Here is a 21,188-nt window from a genome sequence, read left to right as displayed (position 1 = left end):
CCGGCGCATCGCTCTGGTGGGTGCCAACCTTGGTTGGCACGAAACCCACAGCGCCGACCAAGGTCGGCATCTACCACCAATGATTGCCGGCCAGCGGCCGGCACTACCCCTGCAACAACCGACCCATCGCTCTGGTAGGTGCCAACCTTGGTTGGCACGAAACCCACAGCGCCGACCAAGGTCGGCATCTACCACCAATGATTGCCGGCCAGCGGCCGGCACTACCGGTGATGCTCAGCGCTTGTACTTCGGCACGAATACCTTGTTCACTGCGTCGGCCAGCTGGTCCGGCGGCAGCAGGCCCTGGTCGAGCAGGAAGTTGTTGAACGCCAGGCGGTCGAACTTCGCGCCCAGCGCCAGCTCGGTCTGCATGCGCAGTTCCAGGATGCGGGTGTAGCCGTAGAAGTAGCTGCCCGCCTGGCCGGGCATGCGCACGGTATAGCGGTCCAGTTCCTGGGTGGCCATCGCCTTGGACAGGCCAACCTGTTCGATCAGCACGCGTTCGCCGTTGGCACGGTCGGTCAGGCCCAGGTTGAGCATCGGGTCAAGCATGGCGCGGGCCGCACGCAGCAGGCGGAACTGCAGGGCGATCATCTGCCCGTCCAGCGGCTCGTAGGGCACCATTTCCGCTTCGGCGTACAGCGCCCAGCCTTCCACGTTCACCGAATTGAACGCGAACATGGTGCGCGCCAGCGACACGCCACGCTCGACCATCGCGGTGAACTGCAGTTCGTGGCCGGGGCGGCCTTCATGCGCGCTCAGCGTCCACGCCGCCGCACCGAAGTTGAAATCGTCGTACTGCGCACCCGGGCCCGCAGCCGGGTTGCCCAGCGGCAGCACGAAGGTGCCCTGCTGCCCGGTGTTGTTGACCAGTGGTGCCGGCAGGAAATGCGGGGCCGGGCTGGCTGCGCTCTCGGCGGCCGAACCCAGGCGCATCTGCATCGCGCGCTTGGGTACGTCAACGATGGCGTGCTCGCGGATCAGCGGATCGATCGCGTCGATCACCTTGCGGTAGTGGCCTTCCAGTTGGTCGTCGGCAATCTTGTCGGCCTTCAGTGCGCGGATCACCGCCACCGGGTCGCTCGGGTCGGCCACCTTCAGGCCCTTGTCCTTCGCCACCAGCGGCGCCAGCTGCTGCATCGCCGAGCGGGTTTCCATGAATTCCAGCTGCGCGCGCTGCATCAGCAGCTTCGGGTCGATGTCGATGCCGACCTGCTTGAGCTGGTAGGCGTACAGCGGCGCCGGCAGGCGTTCATCGGCACGTGCCTTCGGCAGTACGCTCGTGCGCGTCCAGCTGGCGTAGTCCTTCATCTGCCCGGCCAGGGCCTTCATCGCTTCATCGGCGCCGGCAATCTGGTACTTCTTCAGCAGCGACTCGATACCGGTGATGTAGGTCTCGACGTTGTCCAGCGACTGCTGCACTTCGATCTTCGTCGGCTGCAGCAGGCTGCTGTCCTTCAGCCGTTCCTCGTAGCGCTGGCGCGCCAGCGTGGTGAAGGCGGTGCCGCCCGGCTGCAGGCCGGCATAGGCCTTGAGGCGGTCGACCGCCTTGGCCCGGCGCTCGGCCGGCACCTGGTCGGACAGCAGCAGGTTGAGGCCGCTGAACACGGTCTGCGGCGCATCGCTCCACGGCAGCAGGTACTTCTCGTTGAGCTCGCTGCCTTCGATGTTCTGGCTGGCGGCATGGATCATGATCTCCAGGTCCTGGCGGACATTGGGATCCTTTTCGGCGGCCAGCTTTGCCTTCAGTTCGTCGCGGGCCTTGGCCATCGCCGCGCGATAGCGCTTGCTGTTGTCCGGGCCAAGATCGGCCACCTTGTCGTCGTAGCCGGGAACGCCGAAGAAGCCGGTTTCCTCCGGCTGGAACGGGCCCTGCGCATCAAGCAGGATCTGCGCCAGTGCATTGCTGCGGGCGACCCAGGCGGGGCTGGCCGGGGTGGCGGCCTTGGCGGTGGGTGCCGCCAGCGCCGGTGGTGCGGACAGCAGCGGTGCAGCAGTCAGGGCCAGGGCAACGGCGAGCGCAATCGGCTTCATGGGACACTCCAGCAAAGGGTTGCCCGCACCCTACGCGCTCACGGCGATGGCGACAATCGGCTGGAGGTCATGGCGGCCGCATCGAGGACATCGGGATCATGCGATGGCGGATCCGGATAGAAGCTGGCTACGATGCCCTTCGTTTCGCGCAGGACCCTTGCATTGTCGTGAAGATCAGCGGAGCCCGTTGGCACGCCCTCATGCTGGATGAGCGGAGATGACCAGATGTTCACCCGCGGGCAGGTCCGGTCGCCGCACTCCAAGGCCATGACGGTACGCCAGCCAAGCGCGTCTTCCGCGTTGAATTGATAGCCATGCCCGTATGCGAATCTTGGAGGATCAAGTGCCGCGTTCTCGGGATCATGATCTGCTCCCAGCAGATGGCCCATCTCATGCGCAAGGGTGTGGTGGTCCAGACATCTGCGCTCGACGGCAAGAAAGGCTGTTTCCCGGGTCGCCAGGACCTGCTGGGCCAATCCGCATGCAGGAGCCCCCGAATGTGTATCGATGATCATCACCATTACGTCGGCTCGCTCGCCTTCCCGCGCAACGTGCAGCAGCCAGAGGGGCCCTTGCCTGCCCTTTGCGATGTCATCGAGAGTCTGATCAAGCGTGGTTTCGCGGTACCCCGGAAGTGCGTTGGCCGCCGTCTGCAGTTCCAGTTCAATACCACTTGCTGCAAAGCCGGCATTGGCCTCGATCACCGCAGCCCTGACCTGCTCGATTGCCGGATCCAGCCCATCTGCCAAGGCACCGGCCGCAAAGCCGTACGCCACCCGGATCACATCGCGACCTTCAGCGCTCCCTGCGGCGGCAATTCCTGGGGGAAGGTCTGGAGCGGGCCGGTCTGGTCGCCGGTCCCTCACATCGTCACGCTCGTCCCGCAGAGCGCGGCGCACATCACGCTTTACCAGTCGATCGCCGTCCAGCGCGTAACGCCAGAACCCTTGGCTGAATCTCGCATGTGCTCCTGAAGCGTCCGACCAGATTCGCACGTACGGGGGCGGCCCAGGCTTCCCTTCAACATCCAGCGAAACGGTCTTCACCCTGCCCACCCACTGCATACCTGGGATAGAGCGCACTTCCCGTTGTGCACCTTCGTCACACGCAGGCCGGTAGATCACACTCTGGACGCTCTCGAACAGGGGCTCGGAAGGATCGCGGACAAGGTGAAGAACCATGTCGTGGAGATCGACAGTGATCTCATCAGCAGCCAGGGCGACCTCATTCACGCGAACCCGGCGCACCCAGTCCACATCATCGCCAGCTCGGCGCAGCTGCTGTTCTGCTCCTGTCAATGGTGCGTCCGGGAGCACCTCCACGAAGGGTTCGGCAGCCATGCCGGGTGTGATCGAAAGCAGCGCAAGCGCTGCCAGTGCTACCACGCGCCTGATTGCATACGTTCGCATTACACGCTCCTTCCAGGATGAAGTGAGTCGTTGCAGCCAGATCTGCGCTGCAACGGCTCAATCATTGGAGGGAGCCTGTGCCAGCAATCCGGGACGTCGTCCTCACTATCAATCCAAGCTATCGAAGCAGTGAAGATTGAAGGCTGCACCAATAGAGATCCGTCTCATCAGCGTCGCGTAGTGTCGGAATCAATCAGTCCCGCACCAGACATGCCGAGCGGAGCCGAGTCCCGGCCGGCAAGAGTGAATTCAACTGTGGCGGATCACGACAGCCTCGGCCCCGCCGGTCGTTCAGTCACAACGCCAACCCCACCCCACATCCACCCCGCTCCCGGCATTCCCGCAGCTCGCACTCCTCCGCAGCCTCGTCGTCATCCAGCGCCGTCAGGTCGAAGGTCTGCTTGTCTTCGGCCAGCACGTACATCACCGGGTAGTCCCAGACATCGTCACGACGGATGCCCTGCACGAACAACCGCCCGCGTGCCTGCGGCCCTTCCAACGCAACGGTCAGGCCAACGTCGCGCTGGCCGTTGATGGCGGTCTGCATGCTGCCCAGCGGCATCGATTCGATATGCAGCGGCTCGCCGAAGGCTTCCACCAGTTCGATGCTGCAGCCCGCGCGGCGCAACGCTTCGCGCATCGGTGGACTTTCGCGTGCCGCCTCACTCCAGCGCAACAGGCTCCAGGTCACCACGCCACCGGCGCCGCCCAGCACCAGCACCACCGTCAGCGGCATCGCCCAGCGCCAGTGGCGGCGCCACCATCCGGTGGACGTCTGGCGATGGGCGGGAATCGGCGGTGGCAGGGTCATCGGCGGGCTCCTTCCCGGTTGCGGATCAGGGTTTCAGGCAGCGTCCCAGGAAGGCTTCGGCCACGCGGTAGCGATGCAGCGCATCGGCGCCCGACAGGCCATGCTTGGCACCCGGGTACGTCATCAGCTCGAACGGCTGTGCACGCTTCTGCAGCGCGCTCATCAGGCTGGTCGAGTTGGTGAACAGCACGTTGTCGTCGGCCATGCCGTGGATCAGCAGCAGCGGCGAGCGCAGGCCGTCGATATGGGTCAGCACGCGCGCTTCGCGATAACCGGCTTCATTGCGTGCCGGCAGATCCATGTAGCGTTCGGTGTAGTGGCTGTCGTACAGGCCCCAGTCGGTCACCGGCGCACCGGCCACGCCGCAGGCGTACTGGTTCGAGGCCTTGGCCAGCAGCATCAGGGTCATGTAACCGCCGTTGGACCAGCCCTGCACGCCAATGCGCGCCGGGTCCACCCACGGCTGCTGCTTGAGCCAGGCCACGCCGCGCAGCTGGTCGGTCACTTCCACCGTGCCCTGCTTGCCATACAGCGCACCACCGAAGTCGCGGCCACGGCGCGGGGTGCCACGGTTGTCCAGCGAGAACACCACGTAGCCCTGCTGGGCCAAGTACTGGTTGAACAGGTGATCACCGCGGCCGGGCCAGCTGTCGGTGACGGTCTGGCTGGCCGGGCCGCCATAGACATACACCGCCACCGGGTAGCGCTTGGACGGATCAAACCCGGCCGGCTTGATCAGACTGTAGTTCAGTGGGGTCTTGCCATCGGCGGCGGTCAGCGTGCCGAACTCGACCGGGCGCTGCGCGTCGCGGTAGCGCGCATACGGGTGCCTGGGATCGGCCAGGTCGTTCTCCACCAGCGTAGCGATCTTCTCGCCATTGGCGCGGAACAGCTCGATCTGCGGCGGCGTGGTGCTGTTGGACCAGCTGTCGACATAGACGCTGGCATTGCGGGCGAACGTGGCGCTGTGCATGCCCGGTGCCTTGGACAGGCGCTGCGGCTCGCCGCCCTGCAGCGATACCGCGTAGATCTGGCTTTCGCGCGAGGTTTCGATGCCGGCGCGGAAGTAGGCCTTGCCGGCCTTCTCATCAACCGCCAGCAGTTCGTCCACCGGCCAGTTGCCGTGGGTCAGCGCGGTGGTCTTGCCCTTGCTGTCGATGCGGTACAGGTGCTGGAAGCCGGTACGCTCGGACGACCACAGCACGCTGCCGTCTTCCAGGAAGCGCAGGCTGTTATGCAGCGGCACCCAGGTCGGGCTGGTCTCGTGGGCGAGCACGCGCTGGCGGTTGGAGTCGAGCGCCACTTCCACCAGGTCCAGCTGCTTCTGGTCACGCGACTGGCGCTGGAAACTCAGGTGCTGCGGATCGCGCCAATCGACGCGGGCCAGGTAGATATCCTGTTCCCTGCCGAGGTCGACCCAGCGCGGCTGCGCATCGGCGGCCGGTGCGATCACGCCCAGCTGCACGCGCACGTTGGCGTCGCCGGCGGCCGGGTAACGCTGCTCGATCAGGTCGGTGCGGTCGGCATAGACCTCGTAGCGCTTCTGTACCGGCACCGGCGATTCATCGATGCGGGCAAAGGCAATGGCCGAATCATCCGGCGCCCACCAGTAGCCGGTGTGGCGATCCATCTCCTCATCGGCGACGAACTCGGCCACGCCGTTGCCGATGGTGGTGCTGCCGTCGTGGGTCAGCTGCAGCTGCTTGCCATTGGCCAGGTCGATCACCCACAGGTTGCGGCCGCGGATGAAGCTGACGAAACCGCCCTTGGGCGACAGCTTGGCGTCGGTGGCGAAACCTTCACCGTGGGTCAGCTGGCGCACGGCCGCCTGGCCCTGCTGCTTGAGGTCGTACAGGTAGAGTTCGCCGCCCAGCGGGAACAGCAGGCGCTGCGCGTCCGGCGACCACTGGTAATCAACGATGCCGGTCATCGCGGCGATGCGCTGGCGCTCGCGGCGTGCCTTTTCCTCGTCGCTGAGGGTCTCGGTGCCGGGCAGCACCACCTTGGAATCAACCAGCAGCCGGGTCTGGCCGCTACCGATGTCGTAGGTCCACAGGTCCAGCTGGTTTCGGTCGCTGTCCTTGCCGCGCAGGAAGCTGACCTGCGATCCGTCCGGTGCCACCTTGGGCTTCATCAAGGTCGGGCCGGACAGCGGCAGCGGACCGGTGATGGCTTCCAGGGTCAGCTTTTCAGCGTGGGCAGCGGTTGTGGTGGCAAGCATGAGGGCGAGCGAAGCGAACAGGTGGCGCATGGAGGATCCCGGCAAACGGCAGGTCCGCCTCCACGCGGGGCGCGGGACGGTCGTCCCCCCATCCTAACCAAGCCCGTGCGGGAAGGCAGCATGACCTTCTGCCCATAGCAGTGCGGACGAGTGCCGACCAACGGTCGGCACCCACCACCCGTAGGTCCACGTCACGCGTGAATGACGCCGTCCTAGTTCAACGCTGGCCGAACAGGTGCTTGCGCTCTTCGTCGCTGAGCGGCTTGCCGGCGTTGGGGTTCACCTGCTGGCGCAGGGCATAGGCGCGCTGGGTGGCCGGGCGTGCGGCAATCGCTTCATGCCAGCGCTTGAGGTTCGGGAACGCGGCGAAGTCCACCGGCAGCGTGTCATAGGCGCCGATCCACGGGTAGCTGGCCATGTCGGCGATGGTGTACTCATCGCCGGCCAGGAAGGCGTGCTGGGCCAGGCGCTTGTCCATCACCCCGTGCAGGCGGCGCACCTCGTTGTCGTAGCGCTCGATGGCATAGGGAATCTTCTCCGGCGCGTACACGTTGAAGTGGCCCATCTGGCCACTCATCGGGCCCAGGCCCGCCATCTGCCAGAACAGCCATTCCAGCGTGGTCACGCGGCCACGCGCGTCGCTGGGCAGGAAGCGGCCGGTCTTCTCGGCCAGGTACAGCAGGATCGCGCCGGACTCGAACACACTCTGGGGAGCACCGCCATCGGCCGGGGCATGGTCGACGATGGCCGGCATCTTGTTGTTCGGCGAGATGGCCAGGAACTCTGGCTTGAACTGGTCACCCGAGCCGATGTTGACCGGGTGGATGCGGTACTCCAGGCCGGCTTCTTCCAGCAGCAGGGTCACTTTGTGGCCGTTCGGGGTGGGCCAGTAATACAGGTCGATCATGGCGGCGGCTCGGGGTGCAGAAAGGAACCTGAAGTCTAGTGCGTGAGTTGGGTTGGCACCGTCATGGCGGGCCGGTAACCTCGCGGCTCCCCCGAAACGCACTGTCCTGCATGAGCCACAGTCCTCGTCCCTTGTCCCCGTTGTCCTCGCTGATCTTCGCCTCGCGCTGGCTGCAGCTGCCGCTGTACCTGGGCCTGATCCTTGCCCAGTGCGTCTACGTGTTCCTGTTCGGCAAGGAACTGTGGCACCTGCTGTCCCACTCGGTGTCGATGGGCGAACAGCAGATCATGCTGATCGTGCTGGGCCTGATCGACGTGGTGATGATCTCCAACCTGCTGGTGATGGTGATCGTCGGCGGCTATGAGACCTTCGTCTCGCGCCTGCGCCTGGAAGGCCACCCGGACCAGCCGGAATGGCTGAGCCACGTCAACGCCAGCGTGCTGAAGGTGAAGCTGGCGATGGCGATCATCGGTATCTCCTCGATCCACCTGCTGAAGACCTTCATCGCCACCAGCGCGTTGAAGGGACTGCCGCTGTGCAAACCGGAACAATGGGCAGCGGCAGTGTCTTCGGCGTCGACCAGTTTCTACAACGCTGGCGTCGATACCTGCACGACCATGACCCAGGAAGGTGTGCTGTGGCAGACCATCATCCACTGCGTGTTCATCCTGTCGGCGATCGGCATCGCCTGGACCGACAAGCTGATGTCCAACGGCCACAGCAAGTCGCACGACAAGGCACACGACCACTGAGGTCGCCGCCGGCCACGACATGATCACTGCGGCCCCACCCGGCCACCACCCCTTGTGCGGGGCGGTGGCCGGGATGCTAGATTGCATCCTCGCCGTTGCCGGCGGTGGCGTCGGGAAACGCCACCCTGCCGCGCCTGGACCACGGGTCCCGGCCATGCATATCAATGATTTACGTCACGTCGTCTTCTAGAGGGGAGCAGGATGTCGCACGTCTCAACGATCACCGCCGCGCGCCGGTGGCTGCCGGTTGCTTTGGCACTGGCGCTGGCCGCCTGCTCGGGCAAGGAAGAATCCGCAGCACCGGCTCCGGCCGCCGCGCCCACCGCCGCTGCACCGGCCGCACCGGTGGTCGCCGCCAAGGTGCAGTCGATGGGCACCGAGCAGCTGCGTGAGTCGGCCAGCCAGGCCCTGCGCGAGAACCGCATGTACGCGCCGGCCGGCGACAATGCCATCGAGTACTACCTCGCCCTGCGCGACAAGACCCCGGACGACGCCTCGGTGAAGAGCGCGCTGACCGACCTGCTGCCCTACACCCTGATCGCCGCCGAGCAGCACCTGGGCCGCGAGGACTACACCGAAGCACAGCGCCTGGTGGCACTGATCGAGAAGGTGGATGCCTCCGCGCCCGCCCTGCCGCGCCTGAAGGACGGTCTGTCCAAGGGCGTGGAAAACGCGGCCAAGCGCACCGAGACCGAAGCGGAGAAGGCAAAGAAGGACGCCGAGGAGCGCAGCAAGCAGCAGATCGAACAGCAGCGCCTGGCCGAACAACGCGCCAAGGAAGCCGACGCGGCCAAGCAGATCGCTGCCCAGCAGGACGCCGCACGCCGCGACAACGAACGCCAGGAAGCCGAGCGCCAGGCCGCCGCACGCCGCGAAGCCGAACAGAAGCAGCAGCAGGCCGCGGCCCAGCAGGCCAGCGCGGCGCGCCAGGCCGCGGCTGCCGCCGCGCCCACCCTGCGCCCGATCAGTACGCCGGCGCCGCGCTATCCGGCCGAGGCACTGCGTTCGGGAACGTCGGGCGAAGTGCTGGTGGAGATCACGGTCGGTACCGACGGCTCGGTGGTCAACGCCCGCGTGCTGCGCGCAACCTCCGGCCGCACCTTCGACCGCGAAGCCCTGAACGCAGTCAAGCGCTGGCGCTTCGAGCCGGTCAGCGCGCCGGTCACCACCCGCCGCACCCTGGTGTTCGCGCCAGGCGGCTGACCGCAGAAAAGGGGACGGAGGGGATTAAGTCGTTTCCGCCCCAAAATGACCACACGGTCCGGCATCTCCGGGCCGTGTCCGCTTCAGGAGAGGCTGTCAATCAGGCGTTGCAGTGCCGGATCGCGCGCGGCCAGCACCTGGAACAGGCCCAGCGCATGCAGGCCCGGCAGCAGCCCACGCAGATCTGCTTCGGCGGTGGCGCGGGTGGCGTCATCGCTGGCGGGGTCCTGCCAGTCACGGACGCTGGCGAGGAAGCGCCCACGCTGCCCTTGCGCACGGTGAGCCCGTTTACCTGTACCTCGTTCTGGTGGTCGGGAAGAATGTCCTGGGGCTGCATCGGGGCGGCTCGTGTTGGAATGGGCGCCAGTGTGGCGCGCGCGGATCGGCGCTTCTGCCGTATAACTGCCAATGGATATGGCAGATCAGACACCGACCGGCTTGATTGATCCGGCATTGGCGGACGCCGACGACGGCCCCATCGTGCTGGCCGGCCAGCTGCGCGTGCCCGGAAGGCGGCGCACCGCGCGCCACCAGCACGTGCGCGGCCAGTTGCTGGGTGCCCACCACGGCCTGCTGCGGATCGAGGCCGGCGACCTGCACTGGCTGCTGCCGGCGGGGCATGTTGCCTGGATACCGCCCTTGCTGCCCCACGCCCTGGTAGGGGCAGACGCATTCGATGGCTGGAGCCTGTACGTCCGCGCCGATACCGGCCTGGATCTGCCCCCGCTGCCCCGTATTTTTCAACCCGATGCGCTGTTGCAGGCGGCGGTGACGCGGGCACTGCGCTGGCCGCATCAGGCACTGGACGCTGCGCAGGCACGCTTGGCCGGCGTCATCGCCGATGAGATCCGTGCCAGCACTCCCTTGCCACTTGCCCTGCCACAACCGCAGGATCGACGGTTGCGGCGGATCGCGGCGGCGCTGGCACGGTCGCCGGACGACCTTCGCAGCGTCGAAGCGTGGGCAGCCACCAGCGGACGGTCCAGCCGCAGTCTCGCCCGCCGTTGGCAGGCCGAAACTGGCATGACCTTGAGCCAGTGGCGGCAGCGCCTGCGCGTGCTGCTGTCACTGCCACGCCTGCTGGCAGGCGAACCCGTGATCAGCGTCGCCCTGTCGATGGGCTACGACACGCCCAGTTCCTTCATCAACGTGTTCAAGCGCGTGATGGGGGTAACGCCCGCGCGGTACGCAAAAGGGGACGGAGGGGATTAAGTCGCTTCTGACTCCTCCGATACGCCGGCGCGGCATTACCTGATGCCCCACGCCACGGTGCCGATGCCAGGCTGAGGCACCCTTCGACCTGGGAATCCCATGCCCCGACAAGCGCGCCTGGTGCTGGCCGGCCAGGCCTATCACGTGATCCAGCGCGGTGTGAACAAGGGTGCGATCTTTGTCGACGACATCGACCGGCAACTGTTCCTTCATCTGCTGCACAGCGCTTTGCTCAAGCACCGCGTCGCACTGCATGCGTACTGATGGACAACCACATCCACCTGCTGGCCACGCCATCCACGCAGCGTGGGCTGTCCGATGCAATGCGCATGCAGGGCAACAACTATGTGCAGGCTTTCAACCAGCGGCACGGCCGCACCGGTCCCCTGTGGCAGGGCCGCTTCCATTCCTCGATGATCGACAGCGACGCTTACCTGCTCAGCGTATACCGCTACATCGAACGCAATCCCGTTCGTGCCGGCATTGCGGTCAGTGCTGAAGATCATCCGTGGTCCAGCGTGCACGGCAACCTTCAACGACGCGATGACCCCATGCTGACCCCGCATCCCGCATTCAGAGCGTTGGCCGCGACCGCTCGCAACAGGACGGCGGTGTATGCGCGATTCCTGCGCGATGTGAATGCGTCCGCCGATCTGCCCGCAATCCGCAGTCATAGCGCCAAACAGCGTCCGTTGGGGGATGCTGCGTTCCTGCGGATGGTAGAGAAGACGCTCGGGCGGCCGGTGGCGATGCGAAGACAAGGCCGCCCGCGCAAGGAGGGGTCGGGAGGGGCAGAAACGACTTAATCCCCTCCGTCCCCTTTTTTGGGGTCAACCAGAGATGGCCAGGCGCTCGTTGTGGTAGCGGCGCACGGCGGCGAACCACAGTACGGCGGCCAGGCCGAGGCTGGCACCGAGGTAGATCGCCCAGACCGTCGGGGTGATGGTCTCGTGGCGGATCACCTTCAGCAGCATCTGGTTCTGCGACAGGAACGGCACGGCGTACTGCCACATCTCGCTCTTCAGCGGATAGGCCACCAGGGCGTAGCCAGGCAGCATCGGCAGCAGCATCAGCCAAGTCATGTGGCTCTGCGCTTCCTTCATGCTCTTGGCCGCAGCCGACAGGAAGGTAAGCAGCGAGGTGCCGATCAGCAGCATCGGCAACATCACCAGCAGCATCTGCAGCATCGAGCCGACATTCATGTTGAACTGGCGGCCGATGTTGCCGGGCGCGATCTGCGCGCTCACCTTGAACGCGACCAGGGTCAGCAGCAGCGACACGAAACCGACCACGCAGGCGGCGGCGATCTTGCCGCTGACGATCGCACTGCGCGAGCCCGGCGTGGCCAGCAAGGGTTCCAGTGACTGCCGCTCGCGCTCGCCGGCCGTGGCGTCCATCACCAGGTAGGCGCCACCGATGAACGAGGTCAGCGTCAGCAGTACCGGCAGCAGCATCGACAGGATCATGCCACGCTTGGCCTCGGCACTGGCCAGGTCCTGGCGCGCCACGTCCAGCGGGCGTGCCACCTGTGCGTCGATGCCGCGTGCCATCAGGCGCAAGGCACCGACCTGGCCGTTGTAGGTGGCCAGCGCCGCCTCCAGGCGTGCACTGGGTACTTCGGCCGCGCGACGTGTGCTGTCCTTGATCACCTCCACCAGCGCCGGCTTGCCCTCGGCCCAGTCCTTGCCGAACTCATCGCTGATGCGCAGCGCCACATCGATGTCCTGGGTGCGGATGGCCTCGGCCAGGTCCTTCGGTGCCGGTGCGGTGTTCAGCCCCTGCGCGGCGAGGAAGCGCACCAGGTTCGGCGCGTTGTCCGCACCGATGGTCGGAATCTGCAGCGGTTGTTCGATCTGGGTGCGCACCCGGCTCTCGGCCAGCTTGCCCATGCCCAGCAGCAGCACCGGGTACAGCAGTGGCCCGAACAGCAGGGTCAGAAGCAACGTGCGGCGGTCACGCGACAGGTCACGCAGCTCCTTGCGCATCACCGTCATCAGGGTCGACATCATGCTCATGCGTGCAGGCCCTCTTCACTGCCGATCAGTTTCACGAACGCATCTTCCAGGTTGGATTCGCCGGCCTGCGCACGCAGTTCGTCGGCGCTGCCGGCGGCCATCACCGTGCCCTTGGCGATGATCACGATGTGATCGCACAGCGCGGCCACCTCCTGCATGATGTGGCTGGACAGGATCACGCAGCGACCCTCTTCGCGCAGGCCCAGCAGGAAGCGGCGCAGCGCGCGCGTGGTCATCACGTCCAGGCCGTTGGTCGGCTCATCGAGAATGACGTTGCGAGGGTCGTGCACCAGCGCGCGGGCAATCGCGGTCTTGGTGCGCTGGCCCTGCGAGAAGCCATCGGTCTGGCGGTCGAGGATGTCACTCATGTCCAGCGCATGCGAGAGCACCTCGATGCGTTCGCGGATGCGCTCGGCCGACAGGCCATGCAGTTCGCCGAAGTAGGCGATGTTCTCGCGCGCAGTCAGGCGCTTGTAGACGCCACGCGCATCAGGCAGCACGCCGAGGTGGCGACGCACCTCCACCGGATTGCGCGCCGCATCGATGCCGTCGACAGTGATGCTGCCCTGATCGGGCGTCATCAGCGTGTACAGCATGCGCATGGTGGTGGTCTTGCCGGCACCATTGGGCCCCAGCAGGCCGGTAATGCGGCCATCCCCGGCGCGGAAGCCGACGTTGGCGACCGCCTGGATGCGGCCGGTGCGGGTATCGAAGGCCTTGTGCAGGTTGTCGGCGACGATCATGGTTCCCATCCGTTGAATGAGGTGAACGCCGGCACGTAGCTCAGCGTGTCCAGGCAGCCGGCATCCAGTGCCTTGGCGTCGGTCTTGTCGATGAACTGGCCGAGCAGCCGCGGCATGCAGCCAGCGGTCAACGTGCCATGGCCCTGCCCACGGGCGACCAGCGCGCGGCCATTGGGCAGGCCCTTGAGGACCTGTTCGGCGTAGCGCGGCGGGGTCACCGGGTCCAGCTCGCCGGACAGCAGCAGTGCCGGCACGTCGCTGCGCAGCGGCACGGCATCGGTTGCCGGCGCCGGACGGTGCGGCCACACCGGGCAGGCCGCGAAGAACGCACTGGCCACCTCGTTGCCAAACAGCCGCTCGGGATCCTCGGCCGGCGCGTGGTAGCGCGGCGCATCTTCGCTGCAGATCACCGACCAATGCATCCCGCGGTTGATCTGGAAATCCATGCTGCGGTTCGCACCGCGTGCCAGCGACGCGAGCGGCGCGTAGCGGCCGTGCGCGGCTTCATCAAGAACCAGCGGCAGCAATGAGGCGTACTGGGGTACGTAGGAAAACGCAAAAGCCAGGCCCACCACGCTGTCCGGTGTCAGCACATCCTTCCGGGTCCCGTAGGTGCCGGGGTCGCGATACTCGACCGGAACCGGTGCACGGCGCAGGGTCTCGACCACGCTGCGCAGCTGCGCACGGGTATCGGTCGGGAAGCGCTTGCTGCAGGTAACGTCCTTGCGGCACTGCGCCGACTGCAGGGAGATCGCGTCCTCGAATGTCCTGGCGAAATCGCCGCCCACCACCAGCTCATTCGGCACCACGCCATCGATGACGATGCTGCGGGTGTGCTGTGGATAGGTACCCACATAGCGCTGGGCCACGCGGGTGCCGTAGGACGCACCGATCAGGTTGACCCGGTCCACGCCCAAGGCCTGGCGGACTGCGTCCAGGTCTGCTATGGCTTCGGTGGTGGTGTAGAAACGTGCGTCCGCACGTCCCTGCAGGGAAGCCGCGCATCGCTGGGCATAGTCGCGCAGCAAGGCCTCGGAGGGCGCCGCATCCTCGTCCATCGGCAGCTCCTTCCCGTCCGCGCCCAGGCAGCTGAGCGGGTTGGAACCGCCGGTGCCGCGCTGGTCGATCAGGAACACGTCGCGCTGTTTGCGCACCTGGCGCAGTGCAGTATCGACGATGACCGCCACCTCGCTGGCCGCCTGGCCGGGGCCGCCGGCCAGGAAGAACACCGGATCCGGCTGGCTGGCGCCGCTGCTGCCCGATTCCAGCCAGGCGATACGCAGGCCGATCCGGCGACCGTCAGGCTGGGCCCGGTCCTCCGGCACCTGCAGGGTGGCGCACTGCGCCTCCACGTTGGCGCTGGCACCTACCGTGGACAGCGTGCAGGGCTGGAAATCGATCGTGCCGAAGCGGCGGCCGGGTGCGTCAGTGGCGCCCTCGGCGCCGGGTGACGGCGGCTGGCTGCAACCGGCAAGCATCAGGCTGGCCAACGCTGCGGCCAACGCGAGGTGGAGTCTTTGCATCGTGCTCGTTTCCCCTGGAAGACGTTCCTGGCAACCACGACGGGCTGCCGCGGAAGATGTGACCCAACTTACACGGGCAGCGCGCCGACGGCGATGGGCAATGACGAATCCGCCGCCAACGGCGCGCAGACCAGACGGTCCTGCCCCTCGGCCTTGGCCGGCACAGGGCGGCATCGGCGGCGGCCCGCAGCCCCCATGGGCCAGTGCCCCGGCCCAACGGCGATGCGGGGTCTGAAAACGGCGAGCACGGCCGCCGGCGCACGCGCAGAATCCGCCGCAGCCCCAGGAGACGCCCATGCACGCGTGGTACCTCGGTGGCATCGACCACCGCCCCTTCCTGCCCCTGTTCGAGATGAGTGACAACGCGCTGGCTGCACTGGGAATCCAGCGCCGCTGGGCAGGCGATTCGGGAGGACACCCTTGCCGGATCAGCCTGAGCGATGCTCCCTGCGGCAGCGAACTGCTCCTGCTGTCCCATGTGCACCTGCCGTTGCACTCGCCCTATCGCGCCTCCGGCCCGATCTTCGTGCAGCGCGGCGTGACCCGTTGCGTACTGCCCGCCGGGGAAGTGCCGCCTTATGTGCAGCGCCGCATGATTTCGTTGCGTGCCTACGACCGCGCAGCGCTGATGCGCAGTGCGCAGGTCTGCGCCGGCTCCGAGGTTGCCACCCAGCTGGACACGATCTTCGCCGATCCAGCGGTGGCCTTCGTCCAGCTGCACAACGCAGCGCATGGCTGCTTCTCATGCCAGGCAGATCGGGTCGGCATCAACGCCACGTAGCGCCACCTCCATGTGATCGATGGCACGCCGATCGCGTGACCGCTGGCGCATCCGTTCAGCACCGCGTGAAGCCTGCGGGAAAGGCTTCACATGCACAGTCACGGATCGGCATTTCCAGGGTTCCGCCGCCCGCACCACGACTCGATACTCGCGGTGGTGCCGCCGCAAGTCCGCCGCGCAGCGCAACGCCTGCGGTCACCGTTCCCTTTCGACGACCACAAGGATGCGCCATGTCATTCCGATCCACACCGTTGCTGCTGGCCACCGCGTTCGCCGCCGCAGGCCTCGGCCTGCCCGGCACTGCAGCCGCCCACGGCACCATGACCACGCCGGTCAGCCGTGTCTATGCCTGCTTCCAGGGCAATCCCGAGAACCCGACCAACCCGGCCTGTGCCGCCGCCAAGGCGATCGGCGGCTCGCAGGCGTTCTACGACTGGAATGGCATCAACCAGGCCAACGCCAATGGCAACCACCAGGCGGTGGTGCCCGATGGCAAGCTGTGCAGCGGCAACAACCCGACCTTCCGCGGCCTGGACGTGGGCCGCAGCGACTGGCAGACCACGCCGATCCAGCCTGATGCCAATGGCAGATTCACCTTCGTGTTCAAGGCCACCGCGCCGCATGCCACGCGCGACTGGCGCTTCTTCGTCACCCGCGAAGGCTGGCAGCCGGGCAGCCCCTTGCGCTGGGCCGACCTGCAGGAATTCTGCACGCTGGGCAATACGCCGCTGTCGGCCGATGGCACCTACAAGCTGCAGTGCACGTTGCCGCAGCGCAGCGGCCAGCACGTGATCTACAACACCTGGCAGCGCTCGGATTCGACCGAAGCGTTCTACACCTGCATGGACGTGCGCTTCCAGGGCGGCGGCACCACGCCAGCGCCGCAATGGCAGGATGCCGGCCCGGTCACTGCGCGCGGTGAGCTGCCGGTCGGCACGACGCTGGCGCTGCGCGTGTTCAACGCCAACGGCAACGATGTCGAGCGCGTGGAGGCCACTCTGGCCAGCGGCCAGACAGCCCCGGCACAGTGGCCGCTGGTGCTGGCACGCAAGGTCAATGCCGATGCACAGCATGCGCGGCTGGGTGTGCTCAGCAACGGCGTGATCACGCCGACGGCGTCGGCCACCGACAATCGCGTGTACCTGAAGGACGGCAACCGCTTCCAGCTCGATACCCAGGTGCCGGACCCGGGTACACCGTCGCCGGGCGGTGATTTCGACCATGTGTACCCGGCCGGTCTTGGCAGCTATACGCCCGGCCAGACCGTGGTGAAGGGCACCGACGGCAAGCTGTACGCCTGCCGTCCCTTCCCTGAAGGCGCGTGGTGCAACGTCAATGCAGAGGCGTACCGTCCTGGCACCGGCGCTGCCTGGCGGGATGCCTGGATCGCGTACTGAGACCGGGTGCAAGGAACGGTGGCAGAGCACCGTTCCCTGCAAAGTGTGAGATGCGCTGGCAGGCGAGTGTGAAGTCACTCCCACGCCACACAACGCAACGCGTTTTTCAAAGTAATCCGATGGATACCGGCAACCGGGATGCCGAGACTTCGCGGGGTTCCACCACCCAAAGGAAATCTCAATGCATCTTTCCCAGCGGGCCGTCCTCGCGCTGTCCGTGATCGCCGGCGTAGCCGCTTCAGGCAGCGCGTTCGCCCACGGCACCCTGTCCAAGCCCTCCAGCCGCGTCTATTCCTGCTACCAGGGAAATCCTGAAAACCCGACCAACCCGGCCTGCGCCGCCGCCAAGGCCATCGGCGGCGCCCAGCCGTTCTACGACTGGGCCGGTGTCAACCAGGCCAACGCCAACGGCAACCATCAAGCGGTGGTTCCAGATGGCGAGTTGTGCAGCGGCGGCAACAGCAAGTACCGCGGCCTCGATCTGAACCGCAGTGACTGGCCGACCTCGCCGATCCGCGCCGATTCGCGCGGGCGCTACACCTTCGAGTTCAAGGCACCGGCTCCGCATGCTACCCGCGAGTGGAAGTTCTACGTCACCCGCGACGGCTGGCAGCCGGGCAGCCCGCTGCGCTGGGCCGACCTGCAGGAATTCTGCACGCTGGGCAACGTGCCGGTCTCCGGCGACGTCTACAAGCTGGATTGCCCGCTGCCCAAGCGCAGCGGCCAGCACATCATCTACAACACCTGGCAGCGCTCGGATTCCGGTGAAGCGTTCTATACCTGCGCGGACGTGCGCTTCGAAGGCGGTGGTGGCGTTGAACCGCCGCCGCAGTGGCAGGACGCCGGCCCGGTCACCGCCCGCGGTGCGTTGGAAGAAGGCACCACCCTGACGCTGCGCGTGTTCAACGCCCAGGGCAATGATCTGGAGCGTCCGGAGATCACCCTGGCCGCAGGTCAGACCGCTGCGAACCAGTGGCCGCTGGCGCTGGCCCGCAAGGTCAACGCCAGTGCACAGCAGGCGCGTGTGGGCGTAATGAGGAACGGCGTGATCACGCCGGTCGCCTCGGCCACCGAGAACCGCGTCTACCTGAAGCCGGGCAACCTGTTCCAGATCGATACCCGCCTGCCGGGCCCGGTCGATCCGGTCGATCCGCCGCCGGGTGACGACTACGACTTCGTGTATCCGGCCGGTATCGGCAGCTACACGCCGGGCGAAACCGTGGTCAAGGGCACCGACGGCAAGCTCTACGCCTGCCGACCGTTCCCGGAAGGTGCGTGGTGCAACATCAACGCCGATGCCTATCGCCCGGGCACCGGTTTCGCCTGGCGCGATGCCTGGATCGCGTACTGAGGCAGGGCACCGGGGGCGGCGTGGCGCCGCCTCCGGTTCTTGGAGTTGCCGGCCAGCGGCCGGCACTACCAGGGTTCGTGGGGCTGCCGGCCAGCGGCCGGCACTACCCTGACTTACTTGCTGCTGACGTACTTCTCGCGGCGGATCTGGGGGTTGCCCAGGCCGGCGGCCTTCAGCAGCTCGGCACAGGCATCGACCATGTCCGGGTTGCCGCACAGGTAGGCGATGTCGGTGGCCGGGTCCGGCGTGAAGCCGGCCAGCGCCTGCTGCACATAGCCGTGCTGTACGTCCGGGTGCGGATCAGCCGGGAGTTCACGCGACAGGCACGGAACATAACGGAAGTTCGGGTGCTTTTCGGCGAAGCTGTAAAAATCTTCGCTGTACAGCAACTCGCCCGGGCTGCGCGCGCCCTGCAACAGCACGATCTGCACACCGCGTTCGGCCATGGCCTTTTCCAGCAGCGGCAGCATCGAGCGGTACGGGGTAACGCCGGTACCGGTGGCGATCAGCAGGTAACGGGCGTTGTGGTCACCGGGATTCAGGCAGAACCGGCCATAGGGGCCGGACGCACTGATCTGGCCGCCCTGCTCCAGTGCCTCGAACAGGGCCGTGGCGGCGCCACCGGGCACGAAACTGACGGCGATATCCACCGCCTCGCCTGGGCCCAGCGCGTGGTCGTGGATGGTCGCCAGCGAGTAGCTGCGCTTGGTTTCGGTGCCGTCGGCGTAGCTGAAATGGACCTGGATGAACTGGCCGGGCTGGAAATCCAGCGGCTGCCCATCGTCACGCACGAACTGGTAGTGGCCGACGGTCGGGGCCAGCATGCGGCAGCCGACCAGCTTGAGGGGGAATTGAACAGGCACGACTTTTCGGGACAGTGTGTAGCCGGGGCAAGCCCTCGGGGTCTTCTATAATAGCCCCTCCCCGCCCCTCTCCAGCGCCAGCCCATGGGCGCGAAGGCTTCGAGCTTGGCATCCCAGAACGATACGGCGCCCGCCCTGCGCGTGCGCGACCTGCGCAAGACCTACGACAACGGCACCCAGGCCCTGAAGGGGGTTTCCCTGGAAGTGGCCCCGGGCGACTTCTTCGCCCTGCTCGGCCCCAATGGCGCCGGCAAGTCGACCCTGATCGGCATCATCAGCTCCCTGGTCAACCTCAGCGAGGGCCAGGTGGAAGTGTTCGGCAGCGACCTGGTGCGCAACCGCAGCGCCACCATGCGCCTGATCGGGCTGGTGCCCCAGGAAATCAACTTCAACCTGTTCGAGAAGCCCTTCGACATCCTGGTGAACTACGCTGGCTTCTATGGCGTACCGCGCGAGGAAGCCGAGCAGCGCGCCGAAGAGGAACTGAAGCGCGCGCACCTGTGGGAAAAGGCACAGGTAATGAGCCGCACGCTGTCCGGCGGCATGAAGCGCCGGCTGATGATCGCCCGCGCGATGATGACCCGCCCGCGCCTGCTGATCCTGGACGAGCCGACCGCCGGCGTGGACATCGAGATCCGCCGCGACATGTGGCGCGTGCTCAAGGAGATCAATGCCGCAGGCACCACGATCATCCTTACCACGCACTACCTGGAAGAAGCCGAGTACCTGTGCCGCCACCTGGCGATCATCAACCATGGCCAGATCGTCGAGCAGGGGCCGATGCGCACCCTGCTGGCCAAGCTGGACGTGGAGGGCTTCCTGCTGGACATCGACGGTGACCTGCCGGCACAGCTGCCGGTGATCGAAGGTGCGACGCTGACCGCGCCGGACCCGCACACGCTGGACATCGACATGCCGCGCGCAATGGACCTCAATCGCGTGTTCGCCACGCTCAACGAGGCCGGTATCCGCGTGCGTTCGATGCGTACCAAGAGCAACCGCCTGGAGGAGCTGTTCGTGCGCCTCACCGGCAACCTGGAGAAGCCTGCATGAGCACCACCGAGCTGACCGACGGCCAGCGCAACCGCATCGCGCTGATGACCATCGTGCGCCGCGAAGTCGCCCGCATCATGCGCATCTGGGGCCAGACCCTGGTGCCGCCGGCGATCACCATGACCCTGTACTTCCTGATCTTCGGCAACCTGATCGGGTCGCGCGTGGGTGACATGGGCGGCTACACCTACATGCAGTTCATCGTGCCGGGCCTGGTGATGATGAGCGTGATCCAGAACAGCTACGGCAACATCAGTTCCTCGTTCTTTGGCGCCAAGTTCGGCCGCCACGTGGAAGAACTGCTGGTCAGCCCGATGCCGAACTGGGTGATCCTGTGGGGCTACGTGGCCGGCGCCGTGCTGCGCGGCCTGATGGTGGGCGTGATCGTGCTGATCATCGCGATGTTCTTCACCCCGGTGCGCATCCCGCACCCGCTGGTGATGCTGACCACGGTGATCCTGGGCGCGACGATCTTCTCGCTGGCCGGCTTCATCAACGCGGTGTATGCGAAGAAGTTCGATGACGTGGCGATCGTGCCGACCTTCATCCTGACCCCGCTGACCTACCTGGGTGGCGTGTTCTATTCGGTGAAGCTGCTGCCGGGCTGGGCCGAAGCGGCCACGCACGCCAACCCGATCTTCTACATGGTCAACGCGTTCCGCTATGGTCTGCTGGGCAGCAGCGATGTACCGCTGCCGGTGGCCTACGGCCTGATGATCGGTTTCGTGGTGGTGCTGACGGCGTTGGCGCTGTGGCTGCTGCGTCGCGGCGTGGGCATGCGCAGCTGAGTTTTGCCTGCAGGGTCTGCGGCCCTGCACCCGCCGAATCAACTTCAACGGCAACGGCAAAAGCTGACTAGCCGGGGGATGGCGGGGGGTGGGTCCGGTTGCGGGGGACGCCGTAAACCCATCCT

Annotated in this window: 17 protein-coding genes and 2 pseudogenes; 9 read left to right on the top strand and 10 right to left on the bottom strand. The window is 66.4% G+C overall.

The annotated features are described in order from the left end of the window. Nucleotides 1-234: 234 nt before the first annotated feature. The 5 genes from N5C25_RS16930 to N5C25_RS16910 all read right to left on the bottom strand — a co-directional run bounded on the left by N5C25_RS16930 (nt 235) and on the right by N5C25_RS16910 (nt 7,382). Entirely contained in the window at nt 235-2,034 is a 1,800-nt protein-coding gene (locus N5C25_RS16930) for a DUF885 domain-containing protein (RefSeq protein ID WP_251103307.1), read from the bottom strand. A 38-nt stretch (nt 2,035-2,072) separates the two neighbouring features. Next, nucleotides 2,073-3,443, bottom strand: a complete 1,371-nt coding sequence (locus N5C25_RS16925; protein WP_251103306.1) for a M12 family metallo-peptidase — start codon at nt 3,441-3,443, stop codon at nt 2,073-2,075. Between the two features lie 295 nt (nt 3,444-3,738). Beyond that, complete coding sequence (locus tag N5C25_RS16920; protein WP_251103305.1) at nt 3,739-4,254, bottom strand: cytochrome c oxidase assembly factor Coa1 family protein; 516 nt, start codon at nt 4,252-4,254, stop codon at nt 3,739-3,741. A 25-nt stretch (nt 4,255-4,279) separates the two neighbouring features. Continuing rightward, a complete protein-coding gene (locus N5C25_RS16915; RefSeq protein ID WP_251103304.1) occupies nt 4,280-6,505 on the bottom strand; it encodes a S9 family peptidase in 2,226 nt (741 codons plus the stop codon). Nucleotides 6,506-6,692: 187 nt separating this feature from the next. After that, nucleotides 6,693-7,382, bottom strand: coding sequence for a glutathione binding-like protein (locus N5C25_RS16910; RefSeq protein ID WP_279937373.1), 690 nt, complete (start codon nt 7,380-7,382; stop codon nt 6,693-6,695). A gap of 110 nt (nt 7,383-7,492) precedes the next feature. On the opposite strand from N5C25_RS16910, the gene N5C25_RS16905 reads away from it, so the two are divergent. Together N5C25_RS16905 and N5C25_RS16900 are read left to right on the top strand one after the other, a co-directional pair. After that, the gene (locus N5C25_RS16905; RefSeq protein ID WP_019661669.1) at nt 7,493-8,134 is read left to right on the top strand and encodes a TIGR00645 family protein; all 642 of its coding nucleotides are present in this window, start codon (nt 7,493-7,495) and stop codon (nt 8,132-8,134) included. A 201-nt stretch (nt 8,135-8,335) separates the two neighbouring features. Continuing rightward, a complete protein-coding gene (locus N5C25_RS16900; RefSeq protein WP_019661670.1) occupies nt 8,336-9,337 on the top strand; it encodes an energy transducer TonB in 1,002 nt (333 codons plus the stop codon). A gap of 83 nt (nt 9,338-9,420) precedes the next feature. Here N5C25_RS16900 and N5C25_RS20510 read toward each other — a convergent pair. Beyond that, a pseudogene (locus N5C25_RS20510) lies at nt 9,421-9,674 on the bottom strand (hypothetical protein). 77 nt (nt 9,675-9,751) lie between these two features. Between N5C25_RS20510 and N5C25_RS16895 the strand changes: the two are divergent. Together N5C25_RS16895 and N5C25_RS16890 are read left to right on the top strand one after the other, a co-directional pair. Continuing rightward, nucleotides 9,752-10,549, top strand: coding sequence for a helix-turn-helix transcriptional regulator (locus N5C25_RS16895; protein ID WP_279937375.1), 798 nt, complete (start codon nt 9,752-9,754; stop codon nt 10,547-10,549). Nucleotides 10,550-10,648: 99 nt separating this feature from the next. Then, a pseudogene (locus N5C25_RS16890) lies at nt 10,649-11,355 on the top strand (transposase). Between the two features lie 24 nt (nt 11,356-11,379). Here the strand turns inward: N5C25_RS16890 and N5C25_RS16885 are convergent. Genes N5C25_RS16885 through N5C25_RS16875 form a run of 3 tightly spaced genes read right to left on the bottom strand, consistent with a single transcriptional unit; the run spans nt 11,380 to nt 14,830 of the window. After that, on the bottom strand, nt 11,380-12,564 hold the full coding sequence (locus N5C25_RS16885; RefSeq protein ID WP_058979100.1) for an ABC transporter permease: 1,185 nt from the start codon (nt 12,562-12,564) through the stop codon (nt 11,380-11,382). Further along, complete coding sequence (locus N5C25_RS16880) at nt 12,561-13,307, bottom strand: ATP-binding cassette domain-containing protein (protein WP_058979103.1); 747 nt, start codon at nt 13,305-13,307, stop codon at nt 12,561-12,563. Before N5C25_RS16880 ends, N5C25_RS16885 begins: the two co-directional genes overlap by 4 nt. After that, on the bottom strand, nt 13,304-14,830 hold the full coding sequence (locus N5C25_RS16875) for an alpha/beta fold hydrolase (protein ID WP_251103302.1): 1,527 nt from the start codon (nt 14,828-14,830) through the stop codon (nt 13,304-13,306). Before N5C25_RS16875 ends, N5C25_RS16880 begins: the two co-directional genes overlap by 4 nt. 295 nt (nt 14,831-15,125) lie before the next feature. Between N5C25_RS16875 and N5C25_RS16870 the strand changes: the two genes are divergently transcribed. From N5C25_RS16870 to N5C25_RS16860, 3 genes are all read left to right on the top strand, one after another. After that, a complete protein-coding gene (locus tag N5C25_RS16870; RefSeq protein WP_058979107.1) occupies nt 15,126-15,611 on the top strand; it encodes a DUF1203 domain-containing protein in 486 nt (161 codons plus the stop codon). A gap of 230 nt (nt 15,612-15,841) precedes the next feature. Further along, nucleotides 15,842-17,008: a lytic polysaccharide monooxygenase gene (locus N5C25_RS16865; RefSeq protein ID WP_279937369.1), complete on the top strand. Its 1,167-nt coding sequence runs from the start codon at nt 15,842-15,844 to the stop codon at nt 17,006-17,008. Between the two features lie 181 nt (nt 17,009-17,189). After that, a complete protein-coding gene (locus N5C25_RS16860; protein WP_279937368.1) occupies nt 17,190-18,359 on the top strand; it encodes a lytic polysaccharide monooxygenase in 1,170 nt (389 codons plus the stop codon). Between the two features lie 113 nt (nt 18,360-18,472). Here N5C25_RS16860 and N5C25_RS16855 read toward each other — a convergent pair whose 3' ends face one another. Further along, the gene (locus N5C25_RS16855) at nt 18,473-19,222 is read right to left on the bottom strand and encodes a ferredoxin--NADP reductase (RefSeq protein ID WP_024958208.1); all 750 of its coding nucleotides are present in this window, start codon (nt 19,220-19,222) and stop codon (nt 18,473-18,475) included. A gap of 84 nt (nt 19,223-19,306) precedes the next feature. On the opposite strand from N5C25_RS16855, the gene N5C25_RS16850 reads away from it, so the two are divergent. After that, complete coding sequence (locus tag N5C25_RS16850; RefSeq protein ID WP_005411567.1) at nt 19,307-20,275, top strand: ABC transporter ATP-binding protein; 969 nt, start codon at nt 19,307-19,309, stop codon at nt 20,273-20,275. Continuing rightward, nucleotides 20,272-21,063, top strand: a complete 792-nt coding sequence (locus N5C25_RS16845; protein ID WP_005411568.1) for an ABC transporter permease — start codon at nt 20,272-20,274, stop codon at nt 21,061-21,063. Before N5C25_RS16850 ends, N5C25_RS16845 begins: the two co-directional genes overlap by 4 nt. The last annotated feature ends 125 nt before the right edge of the window (nt 21,064-21,188 follow it).

This window comes from Stenotrophomonas sp. GD03958 (genome assembly GCF_029839005.1).
In the GTDB taxonomy this organism is placed as follows: Bacteria; Pseudomonadota; Gammaproteobacteria; order Xanthomonadales; family Xanthomonadaceae; genus Stenotrophomonas; species Stenotrophomonas hibiscicola.
This window is presented reverse-complemented; position numbering and strand designations above follow the sequence as displayed.

Bases quoted from the DNA above. Each gene is read 5' to 3' on its own strand.
- N5C25_RS16930 (WP_251103307.1), bottom strand. From the start codon at position 2,034: ATGAAGCCGATTGCGCTCGCCGTTGCCCTGGCCCTGACTGCTGCACCG.
- N5C25_RS16925 (WP_251103306.1), bottom strand. From the start codon at position 3,443: ATGCGAACGTATGCAATCAGGCGCGTGGTAGCACTGGCAGCGCTTGCG.
- N5C25_RS16920 (WP_251103305.1), bottom strand. From the start codon at position 4,254: ATGACCCTGCCACCGCCGATTCCCGCCCATCGCCAGACGTCCACCGGA.
- N5C25_RS16915 (WP_251103304.1), bottom strand. From the start codon at position 6,505: ATGCGCCACCTGTTCGCTTCGCTCGCCCTCATGCTTGCCACCACAACC.
- N5C25_RS16910 (WP_279937373.1), bottom strand. From the start codon at position 7,382: ATGATCGACCTGTATTACTGGCCCACCCCGAACGGCCACAAAGTGACC.
- N5C25_RS16905 (WP_019661669.1), top strand. From the start codon at position 7,493: ATGAGCCACAGTCCTCGTCCCTTGTCCCCGTTGTCCTCGCTGATCTTC.
- N5C25_RS16900 (WP_019661670.1), top strand. From the start codon at position 8,336: ATGTCGCACGTCTCAACGATCACCGCCGCGCGCCGGTGGCTGCCGGTT.
- N5C25_RS16895 (WP_279937375.1), top strand. From the start codon at position 9,752: ATGGCAGATCAGACACCGACCGGCTTGATTGATCCGGCATTGGCGGAC.
- N5C25_RS16885 (WP_058979100.1), bottom strand. From the start codon at position 12,564: ATGAGCATGATGTCGACCCTGATGACGGTGATGCGCAAGGAGCTGCGT.
- N5C25_RS16880 (WP_058979103.1), bottom strand. From the start codon at position 13,307: ATGATCGTCGCCGACAACCTGCACAAGGCCTTCGATACCCGCACCGGC.
- N5C25_RS16875 (WP_251103302.1), bottom strand. From the start codon at position 14,830: ATGCAAAGACTCCACCTCGCGTTGGCCGCAGCGTTGGCCAGCCTGATG.
- N5C25_RS16870 (WP_058979107.1), top strand. From the start codon at position 15,126: ATGCACGCGTGGTACCTCGGTGGCATCGACCACCGCCCCTTCCTGCCC.
- N5C25_RS16865 (WP_279937369.1), top strand. From the start codon at position 15,842: ATGTCATTCCGATCCACACCGTTGCTGCTGGCCACCGCGTTCGCCGCC.
- N5C25_RS16860 (WP_279937368.1), top strand. From the start codon at position 17,190: ATGCATCTTTCCCAGCGGGCCGTCCTCGCGCTGTCCGTGATCGCCGGC.
- N5C25_RS16850 (WP_005411567.1), top strand. From the start codon at position 19,307: ATGGGCGCGAAGGCTTCGAGCTTGGCATCCCAGAACGATACGGCGCCC.
- N5C25_RS16845 (WP_005411568.1), top strand. From the start codon at position 20,272: ATGAGCACCACCGAGCTGACCGACGGCCAGCGCAACCGCATCGCGCTG.